Annotated in this window: 25 protein-coding genes; 17 read left to right on the top strand and 8 right to left on the bottom strand. The window is 67.9% G+C overall.

Annotated features, from left to right (window positions below):
* Positions 1-3: 3 nt before the first annotated feature.
* Together CEX87_RS17210 and CEX87_RS17205 are read right to left on the bottom strand one after the other, a co-directional pair.
* Entirely contained in the window at positions 4-492 is a 489-nt protein-coding gene (locus tag CEX87_RS17210) for a hypothetical protein (RefSeq protein WP_094288231.1), read from the bottom strand.
* 100 nt (positions 493-592) lie between these two features.
* Positions 593-991 (bottom strand): heme-binding protein, encoded by a 399-nt coding sequence (locus CEX87_RS17205; protein ID WP_064395909.1) that lies wholly within the window; start codon positions 989-991, stop codon positions 593-595.
* 306 nt (positions 992-1,297) lie between these two features.
* Between CEX87_RS17205 and CEX87_RS17200 the strand changes: the two genes are divergently transcribed.
* Together CEX87_RS17200 and CEX87_RS17195 are read left to right on the top strand one after the other, a co-directional pair.
* Positions 1,298-1,705 carry a VOC family protein gene (locus CEX87_RS17200; protein WP_231984741.1) on the top strand — a complete coding sequence of 136 codons (408 nt, stop codon included), beginning with the start codon at positions 1,298-1,300 and terminating at the stop codon, positions 1,703-1,705.
* A gap of 14 nt (positions 1,706-1,719) precedes the next feature.
* On the top strand, positions 1,720-2,568 hold the full coding sequence (locus tag CEX87_RS17195; protein ID WP_064395911.1) for a rhomboid family intramembrane serine protease: 849 nt from the start codon (positions 1,720-1,722) through the stop codon (positions 2,566-2,568).
* A gap of 6 nt (positions 2,569-2,574) precedes the next feature.
* Here the strand turns inward: CEX87_RS17195 and CEX87_RS17190 are convergent, their stop codons facing one another.
* On the bottom strand, positions 2,575-4,485 hold the full coding sequence (locus tag CEX87_RS17190) for a potassium transporter Kup (protein WP_082962283.1): 1,911 nt from the start codon (positions 4,483-4,485) through the stop codon (positions 2,575-2,577).
* Positions 4,486-4,571: 86 nt separating this feature from the next.
* On the opposite strand from CEX87_RS17190, the gene CEX87_RS17185 reads away from it, so the two are divergent.
* On the top strand, positions 4,572-5,402 hold the full coding sequence (locus CEX87_RS17185; protein WP_233151422.1) for a hypothetical protein: 831 nt from the start codon (positions 4,572-4,574) through the stop codon (positions 5,400-5,402).
* Here CEX87_RS17185 and CEX87_RS17180 read toward each other — a convergent pair.
* A complete protein-coding gene (locus tag CEX87_RS17180) occupies positions 5,395-6,054 on the bottom strand; it encodes an O-methyltransferase (protein WP_094288229.1) in 660 nt (219 codons plus the stop codon). The two genes, CEX87_RS17185 and CEX87_RS17180, sit on opposite strands and share 8 nt — an antisense overlap.
* Before the next feature lie 54 nt (positions 6,055-6,108).
* On the opposite strand from CEX87_RS17180, the gene CEX87_RS17175 reads away from it, so the two are divergent.
* From CEX87_RS17175 to CEX87_RS17140, 8 genes are all read left to right on the top strand, one after another.
* Positions 6,109-7,074, top strand: a complete 966-nt coding sequence (locus CEX87_RS17175) for a DUF4129 domain-containing protein (RefSeq protein ID WP_064424790.1) — start codon at positions 6,109-6,111, stop codon at positions 7,072-7,074.
* Positions 7,071-7,556, top strand: a complete 486-nt coding sequence (locus CEX87_RS17170) for a hypothetical protein (RefSeq protein ID WP_064395921.1) — start codon at positions 7,071-7,073, stop codon at positions 7,554-7,556. Before CEX87_RS17175 ends, CEX87_RS17170 begins: the two co-directional genes overlap by 4 nt.
* A complete protein-coding gene (locus tag CEX87_RS17165; RefSeq protein WP_064395923.1) occupies positions 7,553-8,518 on the top strand; it encodes an AAA family ATPase in 966 nt (321 codons plus the stop codon). Before CEX87_RS17170 ends, CEX87_RS17165 begins: the two co-directional genes overlap by 4 nt.
* Entirely contained in the window at positions 8,515-9,765 is a 1,251-nt protein-coding gene (locus tag CEX87_RS17160; RefSeq protein ID WP_094288227.1) for a DUF58 domain-containing protein, read from the top strand. The genes CEX87_RS17165 and CEX87_RS17160 overlap by 4 nt, the downstream gene beginning before the upstream one ends.
* A gap of 32 nt (positions 9,766-9,797) precedes the next feature.
* On the top strand, positions 9,798-10,184 hold the full coding sequence (locus tag CEX87_RS17155; protein WP_233151428.1) for a hypothetical protein: 387 nt from the start codon (positions 9,798-9,800) through the stop codon (positions 10,182-10,184).
* A 67-nt stretch (positions 10,185-10,251) separates the two neighbouring features.
* The gene (locus CEX87_RS17150; protein ID WP_082694208.1) at positions 10,252-11,916 is read left to right on the top strand and encodes an HNH endonuclease signature motif containing protein; all 1,665 of its coding nucleotides are present in this window, start codon (positions 10,252-10,254) and stop codon (positions 11,914-11,916) included.
* Positions 11,917-12,087: 171 nt separating this feature from the next.
* Positions 12,088-13,392 (top strand): MFS transporter, encoded by a 1,305-nt coding sequence (locus CEX87_RS17145; protein ID WP_064428059.1) that lies wholly within the window; start codon positions 12,088-12,090, stop codon positions 13,390-13,392.
* Positions 13,389-13,664: a hypothetical protein gene (locus tag CEX87_RS17140; protein WP_064428060.1), complete on the top strand. Its 276-nt coding sequence runs from the start codon at positions 13,389-13,391 to the stop codon at positions 13,662-13,664. Before CEX87_RS17145 ends, CEX87_RS17140 begins: the two co-directional genes overlap by 4 nt.
* A 45-nt stretch (positions 13,665-13,709) precedes the next feature.
* Here CEX87_RS17140 and CEX87_RS17135 read toward each other — a convergent pair whose 3' ends face one another.
* On the bottom strand, positions 13,710-14,060 hold the full coding sequence (locus CEX87_RS17135) for a hypothetical protein (protein WP_064417839.1): 351 nt from the start codon (positions 14,058-14,060) through the stop codon (positions 13,710-13,712).
* 151 nt (positions 14,061-14,211) lie between these two features.
* Here CEX87_RS17135 and CEX87_RS17130 point away from each other — a divergent pair, with 151 nt between their 5' ends.
* Positions 14,212-15,123, top strand: coding sequence for a DMT family transporter (locus CEX87_RS17130; RefSeq protein ID WP_066810877.1), 912 nt, complete (start codon positions 14,212-14,214; stop codon positions 15,121-15,123).
* A 39-nt stretch (positions 15,124-15,162) separates the two neighbouring features.
* On the opposite strand, the gene CEX87_RS17125 is transcribed toward CEX87_RS17130, so the two are convergent.
* From CEX87_RS17125 to CEX87_RS17115, 3 genes are all read right to left on the bottom strand, one after another.
* Positions 15,163-15,972: an ANTAR domain-containing protein gene (locus CEX87_RS17125; RefSeq protein ID WP_094288223.1), complete on the bottom strand. Its 810-nt coding sequence runs from the start codon at positions 15,970-15,972 to the stop codon at positions 15,163-15,165.
* Between the two features lie 10 nt (positions 15,973-15,982).
* Positions 15,983-16,294, bottom strand: coding sequence for an STAS domain-containing protein (locus CEX87_RS17120; RefSeq protein WP_064395938.1), 312 nt, complete (start codon positions 16,292-16,294; stop codon positions 15,983-15,985).
* Between the two features lie 197 nt (positions 16,295-16,491).
* Entirely contained in the window at positions 16,492-18,459 is a 1,968-nt protein-coding gene (locus CEX87_RS17115; RefSeq protein WP_094288221.1) for a SpoIIE family protein phosphatase, read from the bottom strand.
* 183 nt (positions 18,460-18,642) lie between these two features.
* On the opposite strand from CEX87_RS17115, the gene CEX87_RS17110 reads away from it, so the two are divergent.
* The 5 genes from CEX87_RS17110 to CEX87_RS17090 all read left to right on the top strand — a co-directional run bounded on the left by CEX87_RS17110 (position 18,643) and on the right by CEX87_RS17090 (position 22,926).
* Complete coding sequence (locus tag CEX87_RS17110) at positions 18,643-19,002, top strand: STAS domain-containing protein (RefSeq protein WP_198957245.1); 360 nt, start codon at positions 18,643-18,645, stop codon at positions 19,000-19,002.
* A 124-nt stretch (positions 19,003-19,126) separates the two neighbouring features.
* Positions 19,127-19,399, top strand: coding sequence for a hypothetical protein (locus CEX87_RS17105; RefSeq protein ID WP_064395943.1), 273 nt, complete (start codon positions 19,127-19,129; stop codon positions 19,397-19,399).
* Between the two features lie 25 nt (positions 19,400-19,424).
* On the top strand, positions 19,425-21,011 hold the full coding sequence (locus CEX87_RS17100) for a S53 family peptidase (RefSeq protein WP_094288219.1): 1,587 nt from the start codon (positions 19,425-19,427) through the stop codon (positions 21,009-21,011).
* Positions 21,008-22,201, top strand: a complete 1,194-nt coding sequence (locus CEX87_RS17095; protein WP_094288217.1) for a hypothetical protein — start codon at positions 21,008-21,010, stop codon at positions 22,199-22,201. Before CEX87_RS17100 ends, CEX87_RS17095 begins: the two co-directional genes overlap by 4 nt.
* Positions 22,198-22,926, top strand: a complete 729-nt coding sequence (locus tag CEX87_RS17090; protein WP_094288307.1) for a hypothetical protein — start codon at positions 22,198-22,200, stop codon at positions 22,924-22,926. Before CEX87_RS17095 ends, CEX87_RS17090 begins: the two co-directional genes overlap by 4 nt.
* Positions 22,927-22,928 lie beyond the last annotated feature (2 nt).

The raw sequence follows: 22,928 nt of genomic DNA, 5'->3' as shown, positions 1-22,928 counted from the left end.
AGGCTAGCGGGGCCCGCCGCTCAGGATGCCCTTGCCGATGAACGACCCCAGTTGTCCGAGCAGGTCGGTGGGGGAGGCCTGCGGCGGCGGCGAGGCGTTGGTCTGCTTCCAGGGCTGGCAATCACGCGTGGTGAAGGCGGTGTCGGTCGCCTCGATGCGCACCACCTGAGGCTTTTTGGTGAGCGCGTTGTCGGGGACCTGGTCGTCGTTGACCCGCTTCCAGTAGCAGGCGCCGTCGTCCACGGGGCCCGCCGAGGAGTACGTACCCGGCAGGATCTGGGTGCCGACCTCGTAGGTGCCGTCCTTGTCGATGGAGGTCAGGGGCCCCGCGGGGGGCGGCCCCGGTGCGGAGGACGGGCCCGGCGCGGCGGACGGTCCGGGAGCCCCCGGATCGGGATGATGCGGCTCATCCGGTTGGGCCTGCGCGACACCCAGCCCGCCGAGGGCGAGGAGCGCCGTCGCGGCAACGGCGGCCAGTCGCGGCAAAGTCATGCGAGCCAGTCTAAACGGACAGCGGGCATGGGAAGGAAAAAACCCGTCGCCGCAGCACGGAGCTGCGGCGACGGGCTTTGTGCATCTGAGGTCGACCGGATTAGCCGGCCATGAACTCGTCGTAGGCCGACGCCAGCTCCGGCGACAGCGCCTGGACGTTGCAGGTGCGCTGCACGTCGCCGATCGGCGCGAGGATGCCGCGCAGGTCGTAGTACTCCTGCGGGTTGGCGTTGAAGTACCCGCGCAAGGTGGCCGACGCTTCGTTGCGAGGCTGGCCGAACGCGGTGGTCACGGCCTGGTTGGCACCCGGATGGGCGTCCAGGTACGAACGTGCCTGACCCGTCACATTGCTGACGGTGCCGGACACGGCGCTTGCGCTGCAGTCCGGTGCGGCCATCGCCGACGGCGCGGCGATGGTTGCTGCGGCCAGGCCGCCGAGCAGGCTGGCGGCACAGGCGCCGGCGATCTGCCGACGCGCGGCGATACCACGGATTTTCATATCGTTTCTTTCCTTCATTGCGTTTGTCGCTGATTCCCCCGCCCCCGAAAACCAAGGTACCCAAGGCAAACGAGCACAAACGCCGCCGCGCAACCCGGAAACGGACCACATGCAGGCGTTACACCGCACCGGCGTGATCTGTACCGCAATATCACAGGAATTCGATAAGCGTGCGACCAGAAACTTCGATAACTCTGAGAATTAGCTACCGATCTTTAATTGATCGTGATCTGCATGGTGACCGAATCGTTATCCAACGCGGATGGGTGGAGCGTCGAACACAGGGCTGAACATAAGGTGGTCCCTGTGAAGCTGGATCTGCTGAGCCCCGGCGTCGAAGTCGGCCTCGTCACCACGAACCGAGACGAGATGGTCGCCTTCTATGAGGGCTTCCTCGAGCTCGAACCCCAGGGCGAGATCGAGTTTCCGGGCGGTTCGCAGCGGCGGTACTCGCTTGGCGGCAGCGTGGTCAAGCTGGTGACCTACGAGTCGCCGCCGCCGCAACCGGTTACGACCGGTGGCGGCCGGGCGCAGGCCGGGATCCGGTATTTCACGGTGGGCGTGAAGAACCTGCGCGGCATCGCCGAGGAATTCGCCGCCGCCGGGTACGACGTCGTCGAACCGCTGACCGAGTTCGCGCCGGTGCCGGGTATGGGCTGGATGTTCGTCGCCGACCCCGACGGCAACTGGATCGAAATGTTCGGAACGCTGTGACCGGCTCCCAACCCATGTCGACCCCTCCGGTGACGCCGACGTGCTACCGCCACCCCGATCGGGTGACCTATGTGCGCTGCGCACGGTGCAACCGCTACATCTGTCCCGAGTGCATGCGGGCGGCATCGGTCGGGCATCAGTGCGTGGAATGTGTGAACGCCGGCGCGCAGCAGGTTCGGCAGGTGCGCACCCAGTTCGGCGGCGTCGCGACGGCCAAACCGATGGTCACTTACGTGCTGATCGCCGCGAACGTGGTGATGTTCGTGCTGCAGATGGCGGTGCCCGGTTTCCAGCGCGAACTCGTGCTGCAGTCCTTCGCCGTGGCCGATGGAGAGTTGTACCGCCTGATCACGTCGGCGTTCCTGCACTACGGGCCGGCCCACATCCTGCTCAACATGTGGGCCCTCTACGTGGTCGGCCCGCCACTCGAGGCGGCGCTGGGCCGGTTGCGGTTCTCGGCCCTTTACCTGCTGAGCGCGCTCGGTGGATCCGTCCTCGTCTATCTGCTGTCGTCGCCCGTGGCGCAGACCGCCGGAGCGTCGGGCGCGATCTTCGGGCTTTTCGGGGCGATATTCGTGGTGGGCAAGCGGTTGAACATGGACGTGCGATGGGTGGGCGCGATCATCGCGATCAACTTGGCGTTCACGTTCATCATCCCGCTGGTGAGCTCGCAGAACATCAGCTGGCAAGGTCACCTCGGGGGGCTCGTCACGGGTGCCGCGATCGCGACGGCCTACGTGTATGCGCCGCGCGGCTCGCGCAACATGGTCCAGGCGGGGGCCAGCGCGGCAGCGCTCGTGGTCTTCGCGGCGCTGATCTGGTGGCGCACCGTCGATCTGCTGGCGTCGCTCGGTCTGGCCTGAAACCCGCTACAGCTGGATGCGGGAGCCGACGATCACGGTGCGGTCCAGCGGCAGGCCGAAGTGCGCTGCGGCGTCGGCGGTGATGTGCGACGTCGCGATGAACAGTCGTTTGCGCCACGGCGCCATGGTCGGGGCGTCGCCGGGAAATACTTCGAGCTTGGACAAGAAGTAGGACGCGTTGGCCAGGTCGACCGGGCCCTCGGTGTCCGCGGGATCGAGCAGGGCCAGCGCCCGCGGCACGTTCGGCCGTTCCATGTAACCGAACCGCGCGACGACGTGGACGATCCCGTCTCGGGTGTAACCGAGGTCGTCGTGCGTCATCCGCTCGGCGTCGGGCACGCGCGGCACGGTCTCGGTCTCGACGGAGACGATGAGCACATGCTCGGCCAGGACGCGGTTGTGTTCGACGTTGGTCCGCATCGCCAGCGGCGCGGTGTGCTGGCTGCGGTTCAGGAACACGGCGGTGACCGGTATACGCATCAGCGGCGGTTCGCAGTGCGACAAGTCCGCGACGAACTCACGCAGCGGTCCTTCGGCGCGTTCGCGCGCTGCGGTGATGACGGCGCGCCCGCGTTGCCAGGTGGTCATCACCGTGAACGCCGCCACGGCGATGGTCAGCGGTAACCACGCGCCGTGCACCAGCTTGGTGAGGTTGGCGCCGAAGAACATCAGGTCGACCACCAGCAGTGCACCCGCGCCGGGCACCACCACCCACAGCGGCCACCGCCACCGTGTGCGCGCGTAATAGAAGAACAGCGTCGTGGTGATCGTGATGGTGCCCGTAACCGCCATGCCGAACGCGTAGGCCAGCGACGCCGAACTGCGGAAGGCGAAGACCAGGATCAGCACTCCCAGCAGCAGCGCGCCGTTGATCCACGGCACGTAGATCTGCCCGATGGTCGACGCCGAGGTGTGCTCGATGCGCAGCCGCGGCAGGTATCCGAGGCGCGCGGCCTGCGAGGTCACCGAGAACGCGCCCGTGATGACGGCCTGTGAGGCGATCACCGTCGCGGCGGTGGCCAACAGCACCATCGGGACGCGGGCCCACTCCGGTGCCAGCAGGAAGAACGGGGCCGCCACCGTCGACTCGTCGCCCAACACCAGCGCACCCTGGCCGAAGTAGTTCAGCGTGCAGGCGGGCAGGACGAGCCCGAGCCACCCGAAAGTGATTGCCCGCCTGCCGAAGTGGCCCATATCGGCGTAGAGCGCCTCGGCACCCGTCACCGCCAGCACGATCGCCGCGAGCGCGAAAAAGCCGATGTGGAAGTGTTCGGTGATGAAGGTCAGTGCGTAGGTCGGCGACAACGCCTTGAGGATCTCCGGATGCCCGGTGATGCCACGCACCCCGCATAGCCCGATCGCGACGAACCACAGGATCATCACCGGGCCGAAGAACCGTCCGATGGTGGCGGTGCCGCGGCGCTGAACCGAGAACAGAGCGACGATGATCACGGCGGTGACCGGAACGACGAAGTCGGCCAGCTCCGGGTCGATCACTTTGAGGCCCTCGACCGCCGACAACACGGAGATCGCCGGCGTGATCATGCTGTCGCCGAAGAACAGCGCGGCGCCGAACAGACCCAACGCGGCCAGCGTCGCCGTCACCCGTCGCCCGCGCCGGCCGGTCCACCGGCGCAACAGCGTGATCAGCGCCATGATCCCGCCCTCGCCGCGGTTGTCGGCCCGCATCACCAGCGTCACGTAGGTGAGCGTCACGATGATCATCACCGACCAGAAGATCAGCGATACGACGCCGTAGACGTGGCTGTGAGCGACGGGCACGGGATGAGGATCGCGCGGATTGAACACCGTCTGGATCGTGTAGATCGGGCTGGTGCCGATATCGCCGAACACCACGCCGAGCGCGGCGATCACCACGGCCGGCCGCAGCGACGTGGTACCCGGCGCTGCTCGCATTCGATGATCATCGCCGAGCGTCGGCTCGTTCGCGGCGGATCGGCACTGCGGCAATGCGGTCCGGTGCGCTTTGGGAGGATGAGTCCGTGGCCGACGACGCGCTCGACGAACTTTATGCCGCCAAGCTCGAGGACTTCACCGCGCTGCGCACCAAGCTCGCCGGTGAGGCGAAGAAACGCGGCGACGCCGATGCGGCCAAGCGGATCTCGGCCGCACGGAAGCCGACGACCGCTGCGTGGGTGGTCAACCGGCTAGCGCTCGCCGACGAGGACGTCACGCAACGCCTGAAGGGTCTCGGTGAACGGTTGCGCGACGCACACGCGGCAATGGATGGTGAGCGGATCCGGGAGCTGTCGGCCGAACAGCGTCGGCTGGTCAACGATCTGACCCGTACCGCGTTCGAGGAGGTGGAGCTCAAGCGCCCGACGGGAGCGCTGCACGACGACGTCACCGGCACGCTGCAGGCCGCCATCGCCGACCCCGATGTCGCGGATCGGCTCGGCAGGCTGACCAAGGCCGAGGAGTGGTCCGGATTCGGCGAGTTCGGCGACACCGCAATTGTTTTCAGCCCCACAACGAAACGCAAGCCGAAGCGCCAACCCGAGCCCGAACCCGCGGAGCCGCGCGACGAAGGACGCGACGGCAAGGACGCGGAGGCGAGCAGGCGACGACAGCAGGCGCGCGCCGAACTGGCTGCCGCCGAGCGCGCCAGGGCCGAAGCCGACGACGCACTGTCCGAACTGCAGTCCGACCTGGCCGCCGCGCGTCTGCGCCACCAGGACGCCCGACGCCGGTTGCAGGAGGCCGAGCGTGGCCTGGCCGCCGCCGAGGACTCCTACGACAAGGCCAAGCAGGCCTCGCGCGAAGCCGCCGCCGCGGTCAAGGACGCCAAGGCGCGACTGCAGCGCGTTAAGTGACTGCGCGGCAACTGATCTCCATGCTGTCGCTCTCCCGTGCCGGGATCGGTACGCTGACGTAGCCGTTAGCCGGGTCGCGGACGTGGTCGAGATAGGGCACCAGTTCATCCATCGACGTGTTGTCCGCGACGACCAGTGCGCCCGGCGTCAGGCGCGGTTCCAGCAGCTCGAGCACCGGCACATACAACTCCTTCCAGCCGTCGAGAAGGACGAAATCGACTGTGCCGGCCAGGGTTTGCAGCGTATGCAGCGCATCGCCGGCCAGCACCGTGATCACGTCGTCGAGACCGATGTCGACGAACGTCTTCGTTGCCGCGGCGACCTTTGCCGCGCTCAGTTCGGTGGTGACGACGCCGCCCCTTCCGTTGTCCCGCACCGCCGCGGCCAGGTGGATCGCGGACAGGCCGAGGGACATGCCGAACTCGACGACGGTGGCAGGTTTAGTCGCCCGCACCAGCGCGTACAGCAGCCTGCCGGCCTCCGGCGTCACCGGCAGATAGAAGTCGCTGAGAGCGTCGGCGCGCTCCTGCGGTGTCGCCTCCGACAGGCGGGCGAAGTCGGCGCGCCGAAGTGCCTCCATCTGATACCGCGCTTCGGCGTACATCCGGTCGATCGCCCCGGCGACGCGGGACTCGTGCAGTGTGATCGTCATAGTTGTCGAACGTATCGGGCCGGCGGCCATTCGTGTCAGGATGACCACAGGGCCATGGGGACTTCCGGCACGTCGACTCGACGCGTGATCGCGGTGATCGCGCTCATGGTGCTTGCGGCCTGGGCGTTGCGGGGCTACGTCCCCGGCGTGGAGCGCACCGCCGAAGAGCCAGGGCAACGCCAGAGCAACCCGCTGGCGTTGGCGGCCGTCATCGTGTTGCTGTGCGCGGCGGTGGCGATCATCGGTTTCGCGATCATCGTGCGGATGCGGGACAAGCGGCCACTCCCGGCGGCGGCCGGGAGCCTGCCTCGGGACCGACGGCCCGGCGACCGGCCGTCGTGGCGGTTCACCCTCGTCGCGTTGGCCGCGCTGATCGGGTTGGTGTTCCTGGTCTTACTTCTATCCCGGCTGTCGCTCCCGGTGCCGACCGAAGAGGCGCCGCCGGCCGCCACACCCGACACGTCCGTACGCGGCGACCCCGACGACTCCGTCTCACCGCGTCCGGACGAGGACGACGCGCCCGGCAGCAACGTCGTGAACTACCTGATTCCCCCGATACTTCTGTTGATGGCGCTGATCGTCGTCGGTACGGCGGTCGCATCGCGGCGACAGGGGCGCCCCCCGACTTCGGCCGACGTCGTCGTGGCGGTGGACGAGCCGGTGGCCCCGGCGCCCACGACATCTCTTGCCAGGGCCGCCGAGGTCGGCCTCGCCGAGATCGGTGACCTGAGCCGCGAACCGCGCGAGGCGATCATCGCCTGCTACGCCGCGATGGAACGCGAACTGACGAGGGTCCCCGGCGCAGCGCCGCAGGCGTACGACACCCCGACCGAGGTGCTCGCGCGGGCGGTCGCCAGCGGGGCGTTACGCTCCGACAGCGCTACCGAACTCGTCGAGTTGTTCGAGGAGGCGCGGTTCTCGCCGCACGTGATGAGCGAGCAGCACCGTGAAGCCGCGGTGCAGGTGCTCAACCGGGTGCTGAGCGAACTACCGCAGCGCACGACGGGGGTCGCGTCGTGAGAAGGCTTGTCGCCGCGGCGTTTCTGTTGGTTGTGGGTGCGGAACTGATCGCGGTCGCCAGCCGTGATCGTGAGCTGATCCTGATCGTTTCCGGCATCGCGCTGGCGCTGGCATTGCTCGGCCTGCGGTGGCAGCTGGCCCGTGAGGCCGAAACCGGCGGCGTCGACACACCTTCCGACGATGCCGCAGAGTCGTTGCGTCGCTGGCGATCACGCACCGAGACCCTGATCAGCCGTGCGGAGGCCACCCGCACCGACTGGGACAGGCACCTAAGGCCCATGCTCGCGCGGCAGTTCGAGTTGGCTACTGGCCAACGTCGCAACCGCAACCGATCCGCCTACCACGCCACCGGTGAGATGCTGTTCGGCCCGGAACTGTGGGGTTGGGTCAACCCCGAGAACGTCGCCAAACGCGGGACCGAAGAACCCGGACCCGGCAGGGCGACGCTCGATGAGATCCTGCAACGGTTGGAGCGGGTATGACGACAGGACTGCCTGCGGCGGCTACCACCGCGAACTGTGAAGCGGTGCTCGACGAGATCGGGCGGGTGGTGGTCGGCAAACGCGATGCGTTGGCGCTGATCCTGACGACCGTGCTGGCCGGGGGACACGTGTTGATCGAGGACCTGCCGGGTCTCGGCAAGACGCTGATCGCGAGGTCCTTCGCAGCGGCGCTCGGACTGGAGTTCAAACGCGTGCAGTTCACCCCCGACCTGCTGCCCGCCGATCTGCTCGGCTCGACGGTGTATGACATGCAGTCGGGGCGATTCGAATTCCGTCGCGGCCCGATCTTCACCAATCTGCTTCTCGCCGACGAGATCAACCGCACACCACCGAAAACACAGGCGGCGCTGCTCGAAGCGATGGCCGAGAGCCAGGTGAGCATCGACGGTGCGACGCACCCGTTGCCCGCCCCGTTCATCGTGTTGGCGACCGACAACCCGATCGAGTACGAGGGCACCTACCCCTTGCCCGAGGCTCAGCTCGACCGCTTCACGATCCGGCTCGAACTGCGGTACCTCTCCGAACAGGAAGAGGCGTCGATGTTGCGCCGCCGCATCGACCGCGGCTCCGCCGAACCGACGGTCGCTCAGGTCGTGGACGCCCACGATCTCGTCGCGATGCGGGAGTCGGTGGAACAGGTCACCGTGCACGACGATGTGCTGCGTTACGTGGTGTCGTTGGCGGCCGCCACCCGAAACCACCCGCAGATCGCGGTGGGCGCCAGTCCCCGCGCCGAACTCGATCTCGTCCAGCTGGCCCGCGCCCGCGCGCTGCTGCAGGGTCGTGATTACGTCGTACCCGAGGATGTGAAAATGCTTGCGGTTCCGGCAGTTGCGCACCGGATCACCTTGCGACCGGAGATGTGGGTGCGCCGAGTCCGTGGCAGCGATGTGGTCGACGAGCTACTGCGGCGACTGCCGGTGCCGCGGACCGACCCGTGATCGAAGTCCGCTGCACCGAGGCCGAGTTAGGCTGGCGCGCTTCACCTCTGGCGCGGGCGCTGCTGACCTGTGCGGTGGCGGCCATGGCCGTGGCGGTGCTCGGGTCGCGCTGGGAGCTCATCGCGTTTGCCGCGCCGCTGATCGGGGTGTTGTGTTCGGTTGGGTGGCAGCGCGGGGTCCCCACGGTGCGAGTGTGCGCTGATCCCGGCGTCCACCGTTGCTTCGAAGGTGAGCCGGCGCGCATCACGCTGTGGGCGGAGGCCGGGAACGAGGCGGTGAGGCTGGTGAGCTGCTCCGTCGAGGGGATGACGCTGGAGGTCGCTTCGCGGGAGAGTTCGAGGCAAACCGTGGTGGCGACCGCGCAGCGGTGGGGCCGCTATCCGCTGCAGGCGCACCTGACGGTGGCGGCGCGGAGCGGTCTGGTCGAGGGGATCGGAGTGGTCGACGCCGCAGACGTATTCGTGTTCCCGATGGCGCCGCCGCAGTCGACGGCGGTCCCGCGCACCGAGTTGCTCGATCGGCTGGGCACTCACCTGACCCGGCACATCGGTCCCGGTGTCGAGTACGCCGACGTGCGCCGGTATGTGCCGGGAGATCAACTGCGCACCGTGAACTGGGCGGTCAGCGCGCGTAGGGGCAGCCTGCACGTCACCGAACGGTTGACCGACCGCGCCGTCGACGTGGTCGTGCTGATCGACAACTACGCCCAGCCGGCGGGTCCCGCCACCGAGGCCACTGAGCGCACGGCACGCGGTGCGGTACAGGTGGTGCAGAGCGCGCTGCGCAGCGGCGACCGGGCCGGCATCGTCGCGCTCGGTGACCGGCATCCGCGGTGGTTGAGCGCGGACATCGGCCGAAGGCAGTTCTATCGGGTGCTCGACGCGATGCTCGGTGTCAGCGGTGGTTACGACACCACATCGGGCACTCTGGCCCCGCGCGCCGCGGTCCCGCCGGGCGCAATCGTCGTCGCGTTCTCGACGATGCTCGACACCGAGTTCGCGCTGGCGTTGATCGACCTGTGCAAGCGCGGCCACACCGTTGTGGCGGTGGACGTTTTACAGGGTGCGCCGTTCGAGGAGGGATGCGACGCGTTGGTGGCACGGATGTGGGCGCTGCAGCGATCGTTCATGTATCGGGACATGGGCACCGTCGGTGTGGACATCGTGGCGTGGCGCGAGGACGACACGCTCGACCAGGCCATGCAGCTGGTACCCCAGCACCGCAGACCGGTGCGGAGGCGACGGTGAATCGCGCGTTGTCCACAGGGTTCGGTTTCGTCATGGTGGCGGCGGCCGCGCTGTCTGCTGACGATGCGGCGTTGGTTGCGTGTGGTCTTGCGGTAGCGATGGTGGTGCTGGGCAACGTGTTTCGGGTGGCCGCCACGTTGGCGGTGTTGTCGGCGGCCACGGCGATCGTGATGGCATCGGCGAGTCCAGTGCTGGCGGCGCTGTGTGGATTGGCCGGTGCGGCATATCTCGTGTTGCGGCATACCGCCGATGTCACCGTGCCTACAGTCGTTGGGGCACTGGGGTTCACGGGTATCGCTTTGGCGGCGGTGCTGCTGTCACCGGAGCTGCCATGGGTGCCGTTGGCGGCACCGATCGCGATATTGGCGGTTGTCGTGCTCGCGACGCGGCCGTTCTGGTTGGGTGCCTCGCAGCGGTGAACCGCAATGCCAGATGTTGCGCTGACGTAGTCCCGATTTGTCGGTGGGCGATGGCACAATCGAACACATGTTCGAATCCGACTTCGCGGATGCCGACGACAAGACAGTCGTGGCGGCGATCGAGGAGTGTGCGCGCTCTGAGGCGATGCTGGCCGCGCGGCGGCTGGCCGCCACCGCGGAGTTGACCGCGCGCTACACCGAACCCGATGAGGAGCGCGATCATCTAGCCGTCGACGGGTGGCGGATGGCGTCGGCGGAGATCTCGGCGGCGATGGGGGTCGGGGACCGGGCGGCTTCGAGGCAGATGTGCATCGCGATGGCGCTGCGCGAGCGGCTCCCGAAAGTCGCGGCGCTGTTCACGCAGGGACGGTTGAGTGCGGCGCTGGTGTCGACGATCACCTGGCGCACACAACTGATCGTGGACTCGCAGATCGGCGAGCGCATCGACACTGCGATCGCGCAGCGCGCCGGCGAGTGGGGTGGGTTGTCGGTGGCGCGGCTGGAATCAGCGATCGACTCCCTTGTCGATGAGCACGATCCCGACGCGCGCCGACGCATGCGCGAGGCCGCCCAGAACCGGGATGTACGCCTGGGCAAGCGTGATGACGTGACCGGAACGATGTCACTGTGGGGCCGATTGAGCATCACCGATGGTGAACTGCTCAAACGCCGGCTTGCGCAGCTGTCGAGCCAGGTGTGCAAAGACGATCCGCGCACCGCGGGACAGCGCCGCGCCGAAGCGCTCGGCGCCATCGCCGCCAACGCCGAGGGATTGAGTTGCAAATGCGGTAGTCCCGACTGCCCGTCAGCCGGACAGGACGATCCCCGCGCAGCGCACTTCGTCATCAATGTCATCAGCGAAGCCAACGCTCCGAACACAGAACCCGTACCCGCAACACCTGCCGAATCCGCGACGGCAGAGCCGGCGGCCGGGCCGGTGGAACCGGCGACAGAGCCGCAAGCTGCCGAACCGGCGACAGAGCCGCAACCCGCCGAACCACCGACAGAGCCGCAAGCTGCCGAACCGGCGACAGAGCGGCCGAAGCCGAGATCCGCTGCGGCGCTGATCATCGGCGGCGGGATGATCCCGACCCCGTTGTTGGCTGAGCTGATCAAAAACGGGGCCAAGGTCCAGTGGGTTCACAAACCCCCCGCCGCGCCCGAGACCGGCTATCGCCCCTCGCGCAAGACCGCACAATTCGTTCGGATGCGCGATATGACATGCCGGTTTCCCGGTTGTACTCGCCCGGCAGAATTCTGCGACCTTGACCACACCACGCCCTCTCCGACTGGTGCCACCCATCCGTCGAACCTCAAGTGCCTGTGTCGAATTCATCACTTGCTCAAAACGTTCGGTGGGTGGGGCGATCAACAGCACCCCGACGGAACCGTCTTGTGGACCGCGCCGTCTGGGAGAACCTATTTCACCCACCCCGGAAGCCGGTTGTTCTACCCCGGCTGGGACACCACCACCGCCACCCTGCCCGTGCCCGCCGGACCAGCACGACACGGCGACAAAGGCGCGATGATGCCGCGCCGCCGACGAACGCGTGCCCAAGACCGGCTTCAACGAATCGAACGCGAGCGTGCCCTCAACGCCATGGACCGCAAGAGATGGGCCGCGCCCGCGACCACCCAACCCAGCAGGCCACCCCCGCAGGACGATGACCTGTGGGAAATCGCCACCGACGCCGGCATTGACACCACGGACACCGATCCCGCGCCGTTCTGATCAACTCGTCGACTCGGGCCAAGCTGACTCGGCCCAAAAGCCCAAGAACGGCCATGTCCTGATGAGCATGTGCAGCGCTCGCGGGCGGGGACGTAGCCCGATATCTTCGTAGGGCGCTTACCGGCCCGGTAAGCGAAATGCTCAGCGCAGCGCTTACTTTCGGGAGGTCGGATGCCAAGCGATGTGCGGAAGGCGATCACGGGCGCATCGATTGGGAACGCCGTCGAGTGGTTCGACTTCGCTATCTACGGCTTCCTGGCGACATTCATCGCGGCCAACTTCTTTCCGGCGGGCAACGAGACGGCGGCACTGCTGAACACGTTCGCGATATTCGCGGCCGCCTTCTTCATGCGCCCGCTCGGAGGATTCGTCTTCGGCCCCCTGGGCGACAAGATCGGCAGGCAACGGGTCCTGGCGTTGGTGATCCTGCTGATGTCGGGCGCGACCGTCCTCATCGGCGTGCTGCCCACCTACGCCTCGATCGGCGTCGCCGCCCCGCTGCTCCTTCTGCTCCTGCGCTGCCTGCAGGGGTTCTCCGCCGGCGGTGAATACGGCGGAGGCGCCGTCTATCTCGCGGAGTTCGCAACCCAACGCCGCCGCGGGCTGACCATCACCTTCATGGCGTGGTCCGGCGTGCTGGGCTTTCTGCTCGGCTCCATCACCGTGACCCTGCTTCAGGCGCTGCTGCCCACCGAGGCGATGGAGAGCTACGGCTGGCGCATCCCCTTCCTGATCGCCGGGCCGCTGGGCCTCGTCGGCCTCTACATCCGGCTGCGCCTCGACGACACCCCCCACTTCGCCGAGCTCAGCAAGACCGACCGCGTCGCGGAGTCGCCGCTGCGTGAGGCGTTCACGACGTCATGGCGGCCGATCCTGCAAGTCGTCGGCATGTTCATCGTCTTCAACGTCGGCTACTACGTGGTGTTCACGTTCCTGCCGACCTACTTCATCCAGACGCTCGAGTTCTCCAAGACCGACGCCTTCCTGTCGGTCACGCTGGCCAGCCTCGTCGCACTCGTCCTCATCCTTCCGTTAGCCGCGCTGTCGGACCGGATCGGCCGACGGCCGATGCTGATCGCCGGATCGGTGGCCTTCGCGGTTCTGGGCTATCCGCTCTTCCTGCTGCTCAACTCCGGGTCGCTGGTCGCCGCGATCGCCGCCCACTGCGGTCTGGCGGTCATCGAGTCGATCTACGTCTCCACCGCGGTGTCGGCCGGTGTCGAACTGTTCGCCACCACCGTGCGCTACAGCGGATTCTCGATCGGCTACAACATCTGCGTCGCCGGATTCGGCGGCACCACCCCGTACGTGGTCACCTGGCTGACCGCCGAGACCGGCAACGATCTCGCGCCAGCGTGGTACTTAGTCGTTGCCGCGGTGGTCTCGCTCGCGACGATCATCACGCTGCGGGAGTCCGCGGGCCGGCCGCTCGCACAGACCGCCGATCGACAGCGGGCGTCTAGGGTGGGTTCATGAAGCTTCGCGTGATGCCCTACGTCACGGTCGAGATCGACGATCACTTGCGCCGCCGCGCTCGAGCCGCAGGCGAGCGACTGCGCGTCAACGTGCGCTCCTACCTGTTGAGCGCCGCCGATGACGTCGACTCCGTCAGCGACAGAGTCCGTGGTCTGTGCGATCGGGCGGTCAACCGCGTCGACACCGTCGTCGCCACCGTCAACGATCGGATCGCCCCCGAGCGCACAGCACCGTCACTGCGGGTGGTCACGGGCGACCGCGAGGCCAGCTAGCGTCGAAGGCCCGGCTGGGTCGATGCCGGCCGACCTCGACTGGCGTCAGCCTGCCCGAGCGTTGCGGCCGCCGACCAGGAATCCGGCGACCAGCACGACCAGACCGATGATCGCGACCGGAATCGACCACATGCGACGATCGGACACCGCCGAGTGGCACTGCGCGACATAGTCCGGCGGATCCTCAGTCAGCTCATCGATGATCGGGAGGTTCTTCAGCTGGTTGGGATCGTTGCTGTTGGCCTGGCTGGCCTCGGAGTCGTCCGCGGCGATGGCATTGCCGCACGAGATCTTCTGGTTGTCCGGCCCGGAGATCGACACTGGGACCAGCATGGCGATGACTCCAACCAGAAGGACCACCGCACCGACCAGCACAAGCAAACGTCGCAGATTCATGATCGGTTTGATGCCCCGATAGGTGGGGCACCAAACCTCGCAAACGGTCGCTGCCTCCGAGCCAGGCGCGCAGGCCCGCGGTCCGTATGTTGTTCTTGTCCGATGTGCGCAGCCTGGCCGGAAGGGAGCGAAACGCTTTGGTAGGCCCCTCGTGGTAGATCAGGGTCTGGTCGTCCTGCTCGCCCTGCTCGCCGCGGTCTTCTTGGCGATCGGCATCGTGGTTAGGCAGCGCGCCACCTTGGACGTACCGGAGGAGCACGGCATCAGCACCGTGATGGTGACGACGCTGCTGCGCAGGCCGCTGTGGTGGGCCGGCACGGCCGCCGCGCTGGCAGGCTATGGCTTCCAGGCCCTCGCTTTGATCAAGGGTTCGCTGCTGCTTGTTCAGCCCATCCTGACGTCGGCTCTCCTGTTTGCTCTGCCGCTGAGCGCCCGGCTCGCCAACCGTCGGGTCACTCGCCGGGAGTGGATGTGGGCGATGGTGCTCACCGCCGCGCTCGCGGTGTTCGTGGTGCTTGCCAAGACCCGACCCGGTGACTACGAGGCGTCCGTTCCCCTTTCCGTTCTCGTGGCAGTCGTCTGCGCCGGTGCGGTGACGGCGTGTGTGATCTTGGCCGTCCGCACCGCCGGGTGGAAACGTGCGGTGCTGCTCGCGGTCGCGGTCGGATTGCTGTTCGGGGTCGTCGCGCTGCTGACGAAGCTGGTGATGTTCCTGCTCGCCAACGGCGGCGTGGGCAAGGTGGTGACCACCCCTGCGCTCTATCTGCTCCTCGTGCTGGGCGTCCTCGCGGTGTTCCTGCAACAGTCCGCGTTCCACGCCGGATCCCTGCAGACCTCGGTGCCGACGATGCTGGTTCTCGAGCCGGTGGTCGCCGTCGTGCTGGGCGCGGTGGTCCTCGGTGAGCACATGACCGTCGGCGGCGTGAAGGCGATCGCGATCTCAGCCGCCGTCGTCGCGATGGCTGCGGCCACGATCGCGCTCGGCCGCGACGAGGGCGCGCTCGAAGAGGAGCTCGAGGCGGAGGCCGCCGCCGCGGCGGCGGCGGCCAAACACGGACCCTGACAGCACGGCGCTGACAGCACGGACCTCAAACGTCAGACGCTACGGCCCGTTGGATCGACGCTGCTCGTGCGCCATCGCCGTCCACAACAGCTGAGCGGCGGCACGCGCCGACTGCTGCGGAGCGATCGGCTCGGCGACGCCGGGTTGCTGGGCCGGACGACCGCTGACGTGTTCCAACAACGCCACCGCCAGTTCGCGCAGCTTGACATTGAACTCCTGACTCGCGCGACGCAGCATGCTCCACGCCTGCTCGGCGTCGCAGCCGACCAACCCCATCAACGCGCCCTTGGCCTGTTCGATCGCCCCGCGCGACTGCAGGGCGGCCAGCAGGTCCTCGAACGCGGCCTCGTTCTGGGCCGCGGTGGTGACGAGGGCCGCCGAGACGAGTTGCTCGTAGGCGGCCAGCGTCGTGACGGTGACCGCCGAGGCGGGCTCGGTTAGCGTGCACGACAGCACAATCGCCGCGTCCTCGCGCCAGAAGCCCGGCACCGCCGCCGCTCCGTGTACGGCTTTCAAGTCGCCCGTGATCCCGCCGGCGAGGTCGGCGGCCGCATCGAAGGTCAGCCCGGGCCAGCGGTCGTCGGTCCACAGATCGAGGCTTAGCACCGGCACCTGATGGGTCAGCGCGTCGGCAACGGGGCCGCCCAGCCCAGACAGCTGAGCTGCGATCATCTTCTCTTCGATACCGAGCGCCGCAAGTGCAGACGCGTGCTCGTTGAACCGTTTGTCGTGGACGGTGACGGCAACCCCCAGGGTGTTCGACACGTCGGCCTGCAATCGTTCGAGGATCCGGTGCAACAGCGTGATCAGCTCGGGGTGCTGGCGAGGCTGAAAACTGGGTGCTGGCACGGCGATCCGCTCAGTCGACGACGGTGACCGTCGCGACCTTGTCGAGGCCGGAGATACCGAGCAGCGTGGTGATCGGCCCGTTCGTGGGCACCACCAGCTCGAGCTTGGCGTTCGCCGCGAGAGAGAACAGCTCCCGCAGGGCGGCGCTGTCGCAGTAGGTGACCTCGGTGAGGTCGACCGTGACGGAGGAATTGTCCGCGGCTGCGCGCGTCAACACGTCGCTGAACTCGTCGACGTTCGCCAAGTCGATCTCGCCGACCGCGGTGACCACCGGTGGCGCCTCAGCGCCCCCGGGCTCGAGCCGGAACTGGTTGCGGGTCACTACTTTCAGTCCCCCACCGTCAACACCAATGGACGGCAGTGTGAGCGAGTCCGATCACAGAACCTCCCGATGTCCTAGAGGCCGCCGCACCGCCTCTGTGCATGCCACATAGTCCGCATCGCTGCCTCTTCCCGACAGACGTTCCTTGCCAATACTTGTAATACCACGACAGCGGCGTCCAGGCGGGCAGAGCTGGTTCAAACTCGAATCTCCGGTAACTGAAACGTCATATCCACGGTGGTGCCGGCCGCCGTGCCGTCGAGGTCCACGCGATCGCTGACGGCGCGCATCAACAACAGGCCCCGGCCTCGGGTGCCGGGATCGGGAGGCGGCGCCTTCCACGACCCGAAGTCGGTGACCCGCACGTGGATCGCCGTGTCGTGGATCTCGGCCTCGACGCGCACGCGCCCTGGCTCGTGCCCGCGGTAGGCGTGCTCGACGCTGTTGGAGCAGGCCTCGTTGACGACGAGGATGAGATCGGAAACCGACTCGTTCGAGGCGCCGTTGGCCGCCAGCCACGCAGCCAACCTGTGCCGGATCTCGGTCAACTTCGCCGCGGTGGCGGTGTCGTCGATGACGAGGGAGGCCTTCGGCGACCGGTAGATCACGATCGCCACGTCGTCGTCGAACCCGCCGTCAGGCACCAACGCCCGCAGCACCGCGTCGGCGACACCTTCGATTGGCCTCCTGGCGGTATCGGTCAACACCGCCGACATCCGGTCGATCTGGGAGTCGATCGACCGGTCACGGCGTTCGATCAGGCCGTCGGTGTAGAGCATCAGCGTCGAGCCCTCTGGTAACGGATGCGTCGTCTGCGGGCGGGGCCGCGAGTGCGCCACGGCGAGGGGAACCGAACTCGCCTCGTCGAGCAGTTGCGGTGACGCGGTTGTAGACACCAGCACCGGCGGGACGTGACCGGCGTTGCTGTACTCGACGGATGCGGACACGGTGTCGACGATCGCGACGAACACGGTGGTGCAGTAGGCGTCGGGGATGAACTCGGCGACCGCGTCGAGGTGTTCGAGCACCGTCGACGGCCTCGCCCCGGTGAGTAGCAGCGCGCGCGTCGACGCACGCAACTGCCCCATCACGGCGGCGGCCGCGAGTCCGCGCCCCACGCAGTCCCCGACCACGATTCCGATCCGGCCGTCACCGACGGGAAGCACGTCGTAGAAGTCGCCGCCGATCTCCAGCGGATGGACGGCGGGCTCGTAGCGCACGGCGAACCCGGGCGGGAGATCGATCGGGGACAGCAGCGATCGCTGCAGCGTCAGCGACGTCTCCCTGGCGCTCTCGAACTGCCGGACGTGCTGCAAGGCCGCGCTCAAGTGGCCGACGAGCGCCGAGACCAGGCGCCGGTCCTCCGCGCTGACCACCCGCGGAACCTGGTGCTCCAGGCACAGCACGACATCCCGCGCCCCGGAGAGCACCGCGACGAAGCCCCTGGTGGTGCCGGCGCTGGGCACCGCACCGACCGGCGTCACCGTCAGCGGAATCCAGGTGCGGGCGTCCTCGAACGTGCGGCGCCAGTCCTCTCCGAGGTCCCTCCACGAGGTGACAGCGGGTTCGCCGGCCACCCGGACGGTCGGCTCCTCACCGTTGACCTTCGGCCACGTCACCGCGATCAGCCGCTGCGCATCCAGCGGTACGCGGCACTGCGCGAGCGTTATCGCCAGCACCTCGTCGACGTCCTTGGCGACGCTCACCGCCGTCGCCAACCGCGCCATCGCCCGGTCGCGCTCCGCCGCGGCGCGGGGTGCCGTGACGTCGCGGATGGTGCCGACATAGAGACCGCGCCGCGAGTTGTGGTCGGGGACGGCGTTGATGCTGATCGCGACCCAGCGCGTGCGTCCGTCGCGGTGCCTGATCTTGGTCTCGGCCGTCATGCGGCCGTCGCGCACGAGGGCGGCCCTGCGATCGTCGGCCGCGACGCCGTCGACCGCCCAGGGATGAGGCATCGGATAGGGCAGACCGTCCTGGCCGTATCCGGTGACCTCCGCGAAGGCGTCGTTGATCTCGACGACGCACCCGGTGCCATCGGTGACGAAGAAGCCATCTTGCAGCGAGTTGACCAGCGCGCTGCGGAACACGTCGCGATCGGCGAGATCGTCGGCTCTCGCCCGTTCACGTTCGTAGCGCTGGTAGAAGTCTGCGGCGTCGGTCATGTTCGCGGCAGTCGGCCCTCCCAGCTCGCGCTCACACCGGAATCACCCAGCGCAGAAGTCTCTTCCCGACATTAGCCTGCGTATCGCAGCATGTTCCCCTGAAGCACTGATCTATGGCAGGACGCGACGCGTTAAGCTCGCCCCATTGCCGTCGTGGTGGCGGCGCCTACCGGAGGACCACCGTTGTCACGAATTGAGCCGATAACCACTTCGATCTCCCACGAGGACGGCATCGCTGTGTTGACGGTCGGCGGTGACGTCGACCTCGCCACGGTCCCGACGTTCCAGGCGGCGATCACCGAGGCGCTCACGCAGGAGCCCTCCGCCCTCGTCGTCGACCTGCTGGCGGTGGATTTCCTCGCGTCCGCGGGTTTGCAGGCACTGGTCGCGACGCACGAGACCGTGAGCAAGTCGGCCCGCTTCGCGGTGGTGGCCGACGGGCCTGCGACCAGCAGGCCGATCCAGCTGACCGGACTCGATCAGGTGTTCTCGCTGTATCCGACCCTGGCCGAGGCGTTGGGCGCGCTGAAGTCCGGCTCCTAGTCCCGCAGAGTCGCTAGCTGCGATTTCTCACGGAGCGCGGGTCCCGATCTTCGGTTAGAGTTTCCAACGCCGGCTTTGATCTTGAAGCTTCTCCGCACCGGTCGGGACAGTTAGGACTGCAATCATGAGGTCAGCTCAGATCGGACGTCGTATCGCCGCCGTCGCCGGTGGTACCGCCGCGGTCGCGATGGTCATGTTCAGCGCATCGTGCTCCACCGAGGAGAAGGCGCCGGAAGAGACCACCACGACGACGACCACCACGACAACCACGACCGAGGCTCCTCCGCCGCCGGTCGAGACCACCGACAAGGCGCCGCGCATCTCGCCGGGACCCAACCCGTTCTCGCCGACGGTGACCGCACCCCCTGCCCCGACGGCGATCCCGGGCGACCACTAGCCGTCCATCGACCCGGGGCCGGACGGTGAGTGTGCGGCATCTCGGCGTGCTGGCGCTGATCACGGCGGGCGTATTCGTCCTCGTCTCCGATCTGCGCCCCGTCTCCGCGCGCTTCGGCGGCGAGGTGATCGCCGGGCCGTACTCCTACCTGTTGGCGAGCTCGACCGATCTAGGGGCCTCGCTCGACAGTGGGGTTCAGCTGACGATGGCGCTGCGCGACGAACACCGCCCCGCGGGGGTGTACGCATGGGCACACGGCCACGGCCTTTCGGTTCGCTGGCGTCCCGGTCATCACTGGGCCGTGGTGGAAGGACCGGCGGCATCCGTCGCCGATGCATTCGAGGTCGAGGTGCGCGACTACCGCGGCCGCCGCGGCCAGGTGTTCTACGCGTCCCCGCAACAACCGCACGTGCCGGATGTATTGCGCGAGGAGGTTTCTGAGGTCGGCCGGATCCTCGGATACATGCCGCACCATACGTCGCACATCTGGACGCTGCCGCTGGATGTGCCGGACAAGGGCCTGACCCCCGAGGCGCTGCGCAACACCTACAACGCCGCTCCGCTGGCCGCTGCGGGCTACACCGGCAAGGGCACCACGATCGTGTTCTTCGCCTTCGACGGCTTCGACCAGGCCGACCTCGACACCTTCGCCGACACCTACGACCTGCCCCGCTTCACCCCCGAGGTGATCGGTGAACTCGACGACCCGCGCGGGGAAGCCACGATGGACCTTCAGGTGGCGCACGCCGTCGCTCCCGATGCGCGCAAGGTCGTGGTCAGCGCGCTTCCGACCGTCACCGCCGACGGCGCGTTCGAACGCATCGGCCAGATGCTCGAGGACACGGACCGCCGTTATCCGGGCGCCGTGTGGAGCTTCTCCATCGGGTGGGGCTGCGACAGGCTGATCACCGCCGCCGACCTAGCCCCCGTGCGCTCGGCGCTGGCCACCGCGCAGTCACACGGCACGACGGCGTTCAACGCCAGCGGCGACCTCGCCGGTCTCGAGTGCAAAGGCGGCGACGACTGGTCCTCGCCGCCGGGCGAGTCCGACGTCGGCCTGGACTCGATCGCCTCGCTGCCGGAGATGACCGACGTGGGCGGCACCACCCTGTCCACGGACAGCGACGGGCGGTGGTTGTCCGAGCAGGCCTGGTTCGACGTGCCGTTGTCGGTCGGCACGGGCGGCGGTGTCTCGGCGGTGTTCGACCGTCCGGACTGGCAGCGCGAGGTGTGGCCCGACCGCGACACCGACCGCCGGCTGACTCCGGACGTCGCAGCCGTCGCGGACCCGTTCACCGGCGTGCGCATCGTCTTTGCGCAGACGCCGTTGGTCGGTGGCGGCACGTCCCAGTCGGCACCGATCTGGGCCGGCCTGGCCGCGGTGATGAACCAGTACCTGCTCGCCAACGGCGGCCGCCTGCTCGGCGACCTGAACCCGCTGCTGTATCGAATCTCGCGGGGCGCCCCGCTGCCGGCCTTCCGCGACGTCACCCTCGGAGGTAACGCGGTCGCGGACGCGTTGCCCGGTTACGACCTGGTGACCGGCCTGGGCACCCCGAATGTCGACAACCTCGTGCGCAACGTGCTCATCCTCCAGAAGGCGGCCGCATGAGTACCGGCGACGACCAGACCGTGCCGACCGAAGAATGCCGGATCTGCAAGACCGATGTGCCCGCCGGCGAGTACTGCGGGTTGTGCGGATGTCACCTGACGCCGCGGCCGAGGGAAGGCCCGGATTGGTTGCGGCCGCTCGACTTCAGCGCCGCGCCGAACGAGCACCTTCTGCAGGTCTCGGTTGCGAGCTCGCTGTTCCCGCACCTGCCGCAGCGCTCGCGCACCGCGTTCCGGATCGGCCTGCTGGTGTTGGTGGCGGCGCTGATCGCCTTCACGTTGCTGCGGTTGCCCGCTGCCGTGGTGACGGTCGCCGCGCTGGGACTGCCGCTGTTGTTCGTCCTGTACCTGCGCGAGTCGGATGCGTTCCGCGACTTCCCCATTGCCACAATGCTTCTCACGGTCACCCTGGCCGTCGGTCTCGGGGTGGGCTGGGTGTCGTTGACGGGGGCGGTGCTCGCCAAATCCTATGGTGTCGCGCTGGGTTCGGCGATCGTCGGTGAGCGCATGCTGCGCATGGGCGTCGCGATTCCGCTCGGCGGAGTTGTCCTGATGTTGACACCCGCCGTGATCGTCCGCCTGACGCGTCCGTCCTCACGAGAAGCGCTGGACGGCTTCATGATCGGAGCACTCGGCGCCTTGAGTTTCTCCGCGGCGGCGACGCTCACGCGGCTGGCTCCGCAGTTCGGCACCGGAGTGGTGAGCAAGCGTCCGATGGAGAGCCTGCTGGTCGAGGCGGGCATCCGGGGGCTGGCGGCGCCGTTGATCGCTGCGGCGGCCGGTGGATTGATCGGTGCCGCACTGTGGTTCACCCGGCCCCCGAGCAAACGCGACCAACGCCCGGGTGTCGTGCGCGCGATGCTGATCGGCTTCGCGGTCGCGGTGCTGGGCGTGTATCTGGCGCTGGGCCTGATCGACGTCGCCCGCTTCCCGCAGGTGCTGATGTTGGTGGCCTATCTCGTGGCGGCGGGGGTGGCGCTGCTGTTGCTGCGGTTGGGCCTGCACCTGGCGTTGCTCCACGAGGCGCACGACGAGATCCGCGCGGAGGAACCGCTGCTGTGCCCGCACTGTGGACATGTCGTGCCGGACATGGCGTTCTGCCCCGCGTGCGGGGTGGCGACGCGCGCGTCGTCGCGCTCCTCGCGCCGGGCGAGGCGCGAATCACGGCCGGTTCGCGGTGCCCCCGAATGAGCGCACCGACGAATTTCTTTCCCGGATATGCGGTTCCGGCCGGTGCATACGCGGCCGCGGCGCCGCACCGCACGTCGCGCAGGCGGCTGGTGCTGACGTGGTTGGCCGTGATCGCGGTGATTGCCGCCGTCCTCGTCGGAATGTCGGCGATGATGGCCAAGCCGCCGGTGCGCTACGTATGCCCACCCGACTGCGGGCGTCCGCCGACCGGCACCCCGGTGTCCATCAACCCTCGGTTCACCTCGCCGGACGGCGCGTTCTCGGTGTCCTATCCCGCGCCGGAGTCGGCCTACCGGGTGAGCACCGAGCCCAACGGGGTGACCGCCGAACTCCTCGCCGGTGACGGTGGGACGCTGCAGTTGTTCAGCGAACCCGCTGCGGGCCGGTCCGCGCAGGAGATCGCAAAGTCGTTGGTGAAAGCCACTTTTCCCGACACCCGCACCGCCTACGAAATTCCCAACGCGATGGTCGGCTTCCATTCGGGATACGGCGAAGTCGCCGACTGTTGGCCGCAAGGCGCCAACAGCAGCTATCTGCGCATGCGGGTTCTGGTCGTGGCCGCGGTGAAAAACGACCTGGCGCTGATTGCGGCAGCAGTCGGACCGTACCACCAGTTCAGCCCCGACTTCGGGTTCGGCAAACCGTCCGGTGCCAACCTCCAGATCGCCCTGGATATGGGCAAATACGTCAACAGCTTCAGCTGGCGTGGGGATCGGCCCCGGTGATG

Source organism: Mycobacterium lehmannii (genome assembly GCF_002245535.1).
Classification (GTDB): Bacteria; Actinomycetota; Actinomycetes; order Mycobacteriales; family Mycobacteriaceae; genus Mycobacterium; species Mycobacterium lehmannii.
The sequence above is the reverse complement of the archived record's forward strand: the minus strand, read 5'-3'. Positions and strand labels throughout refer to the sequence as shown.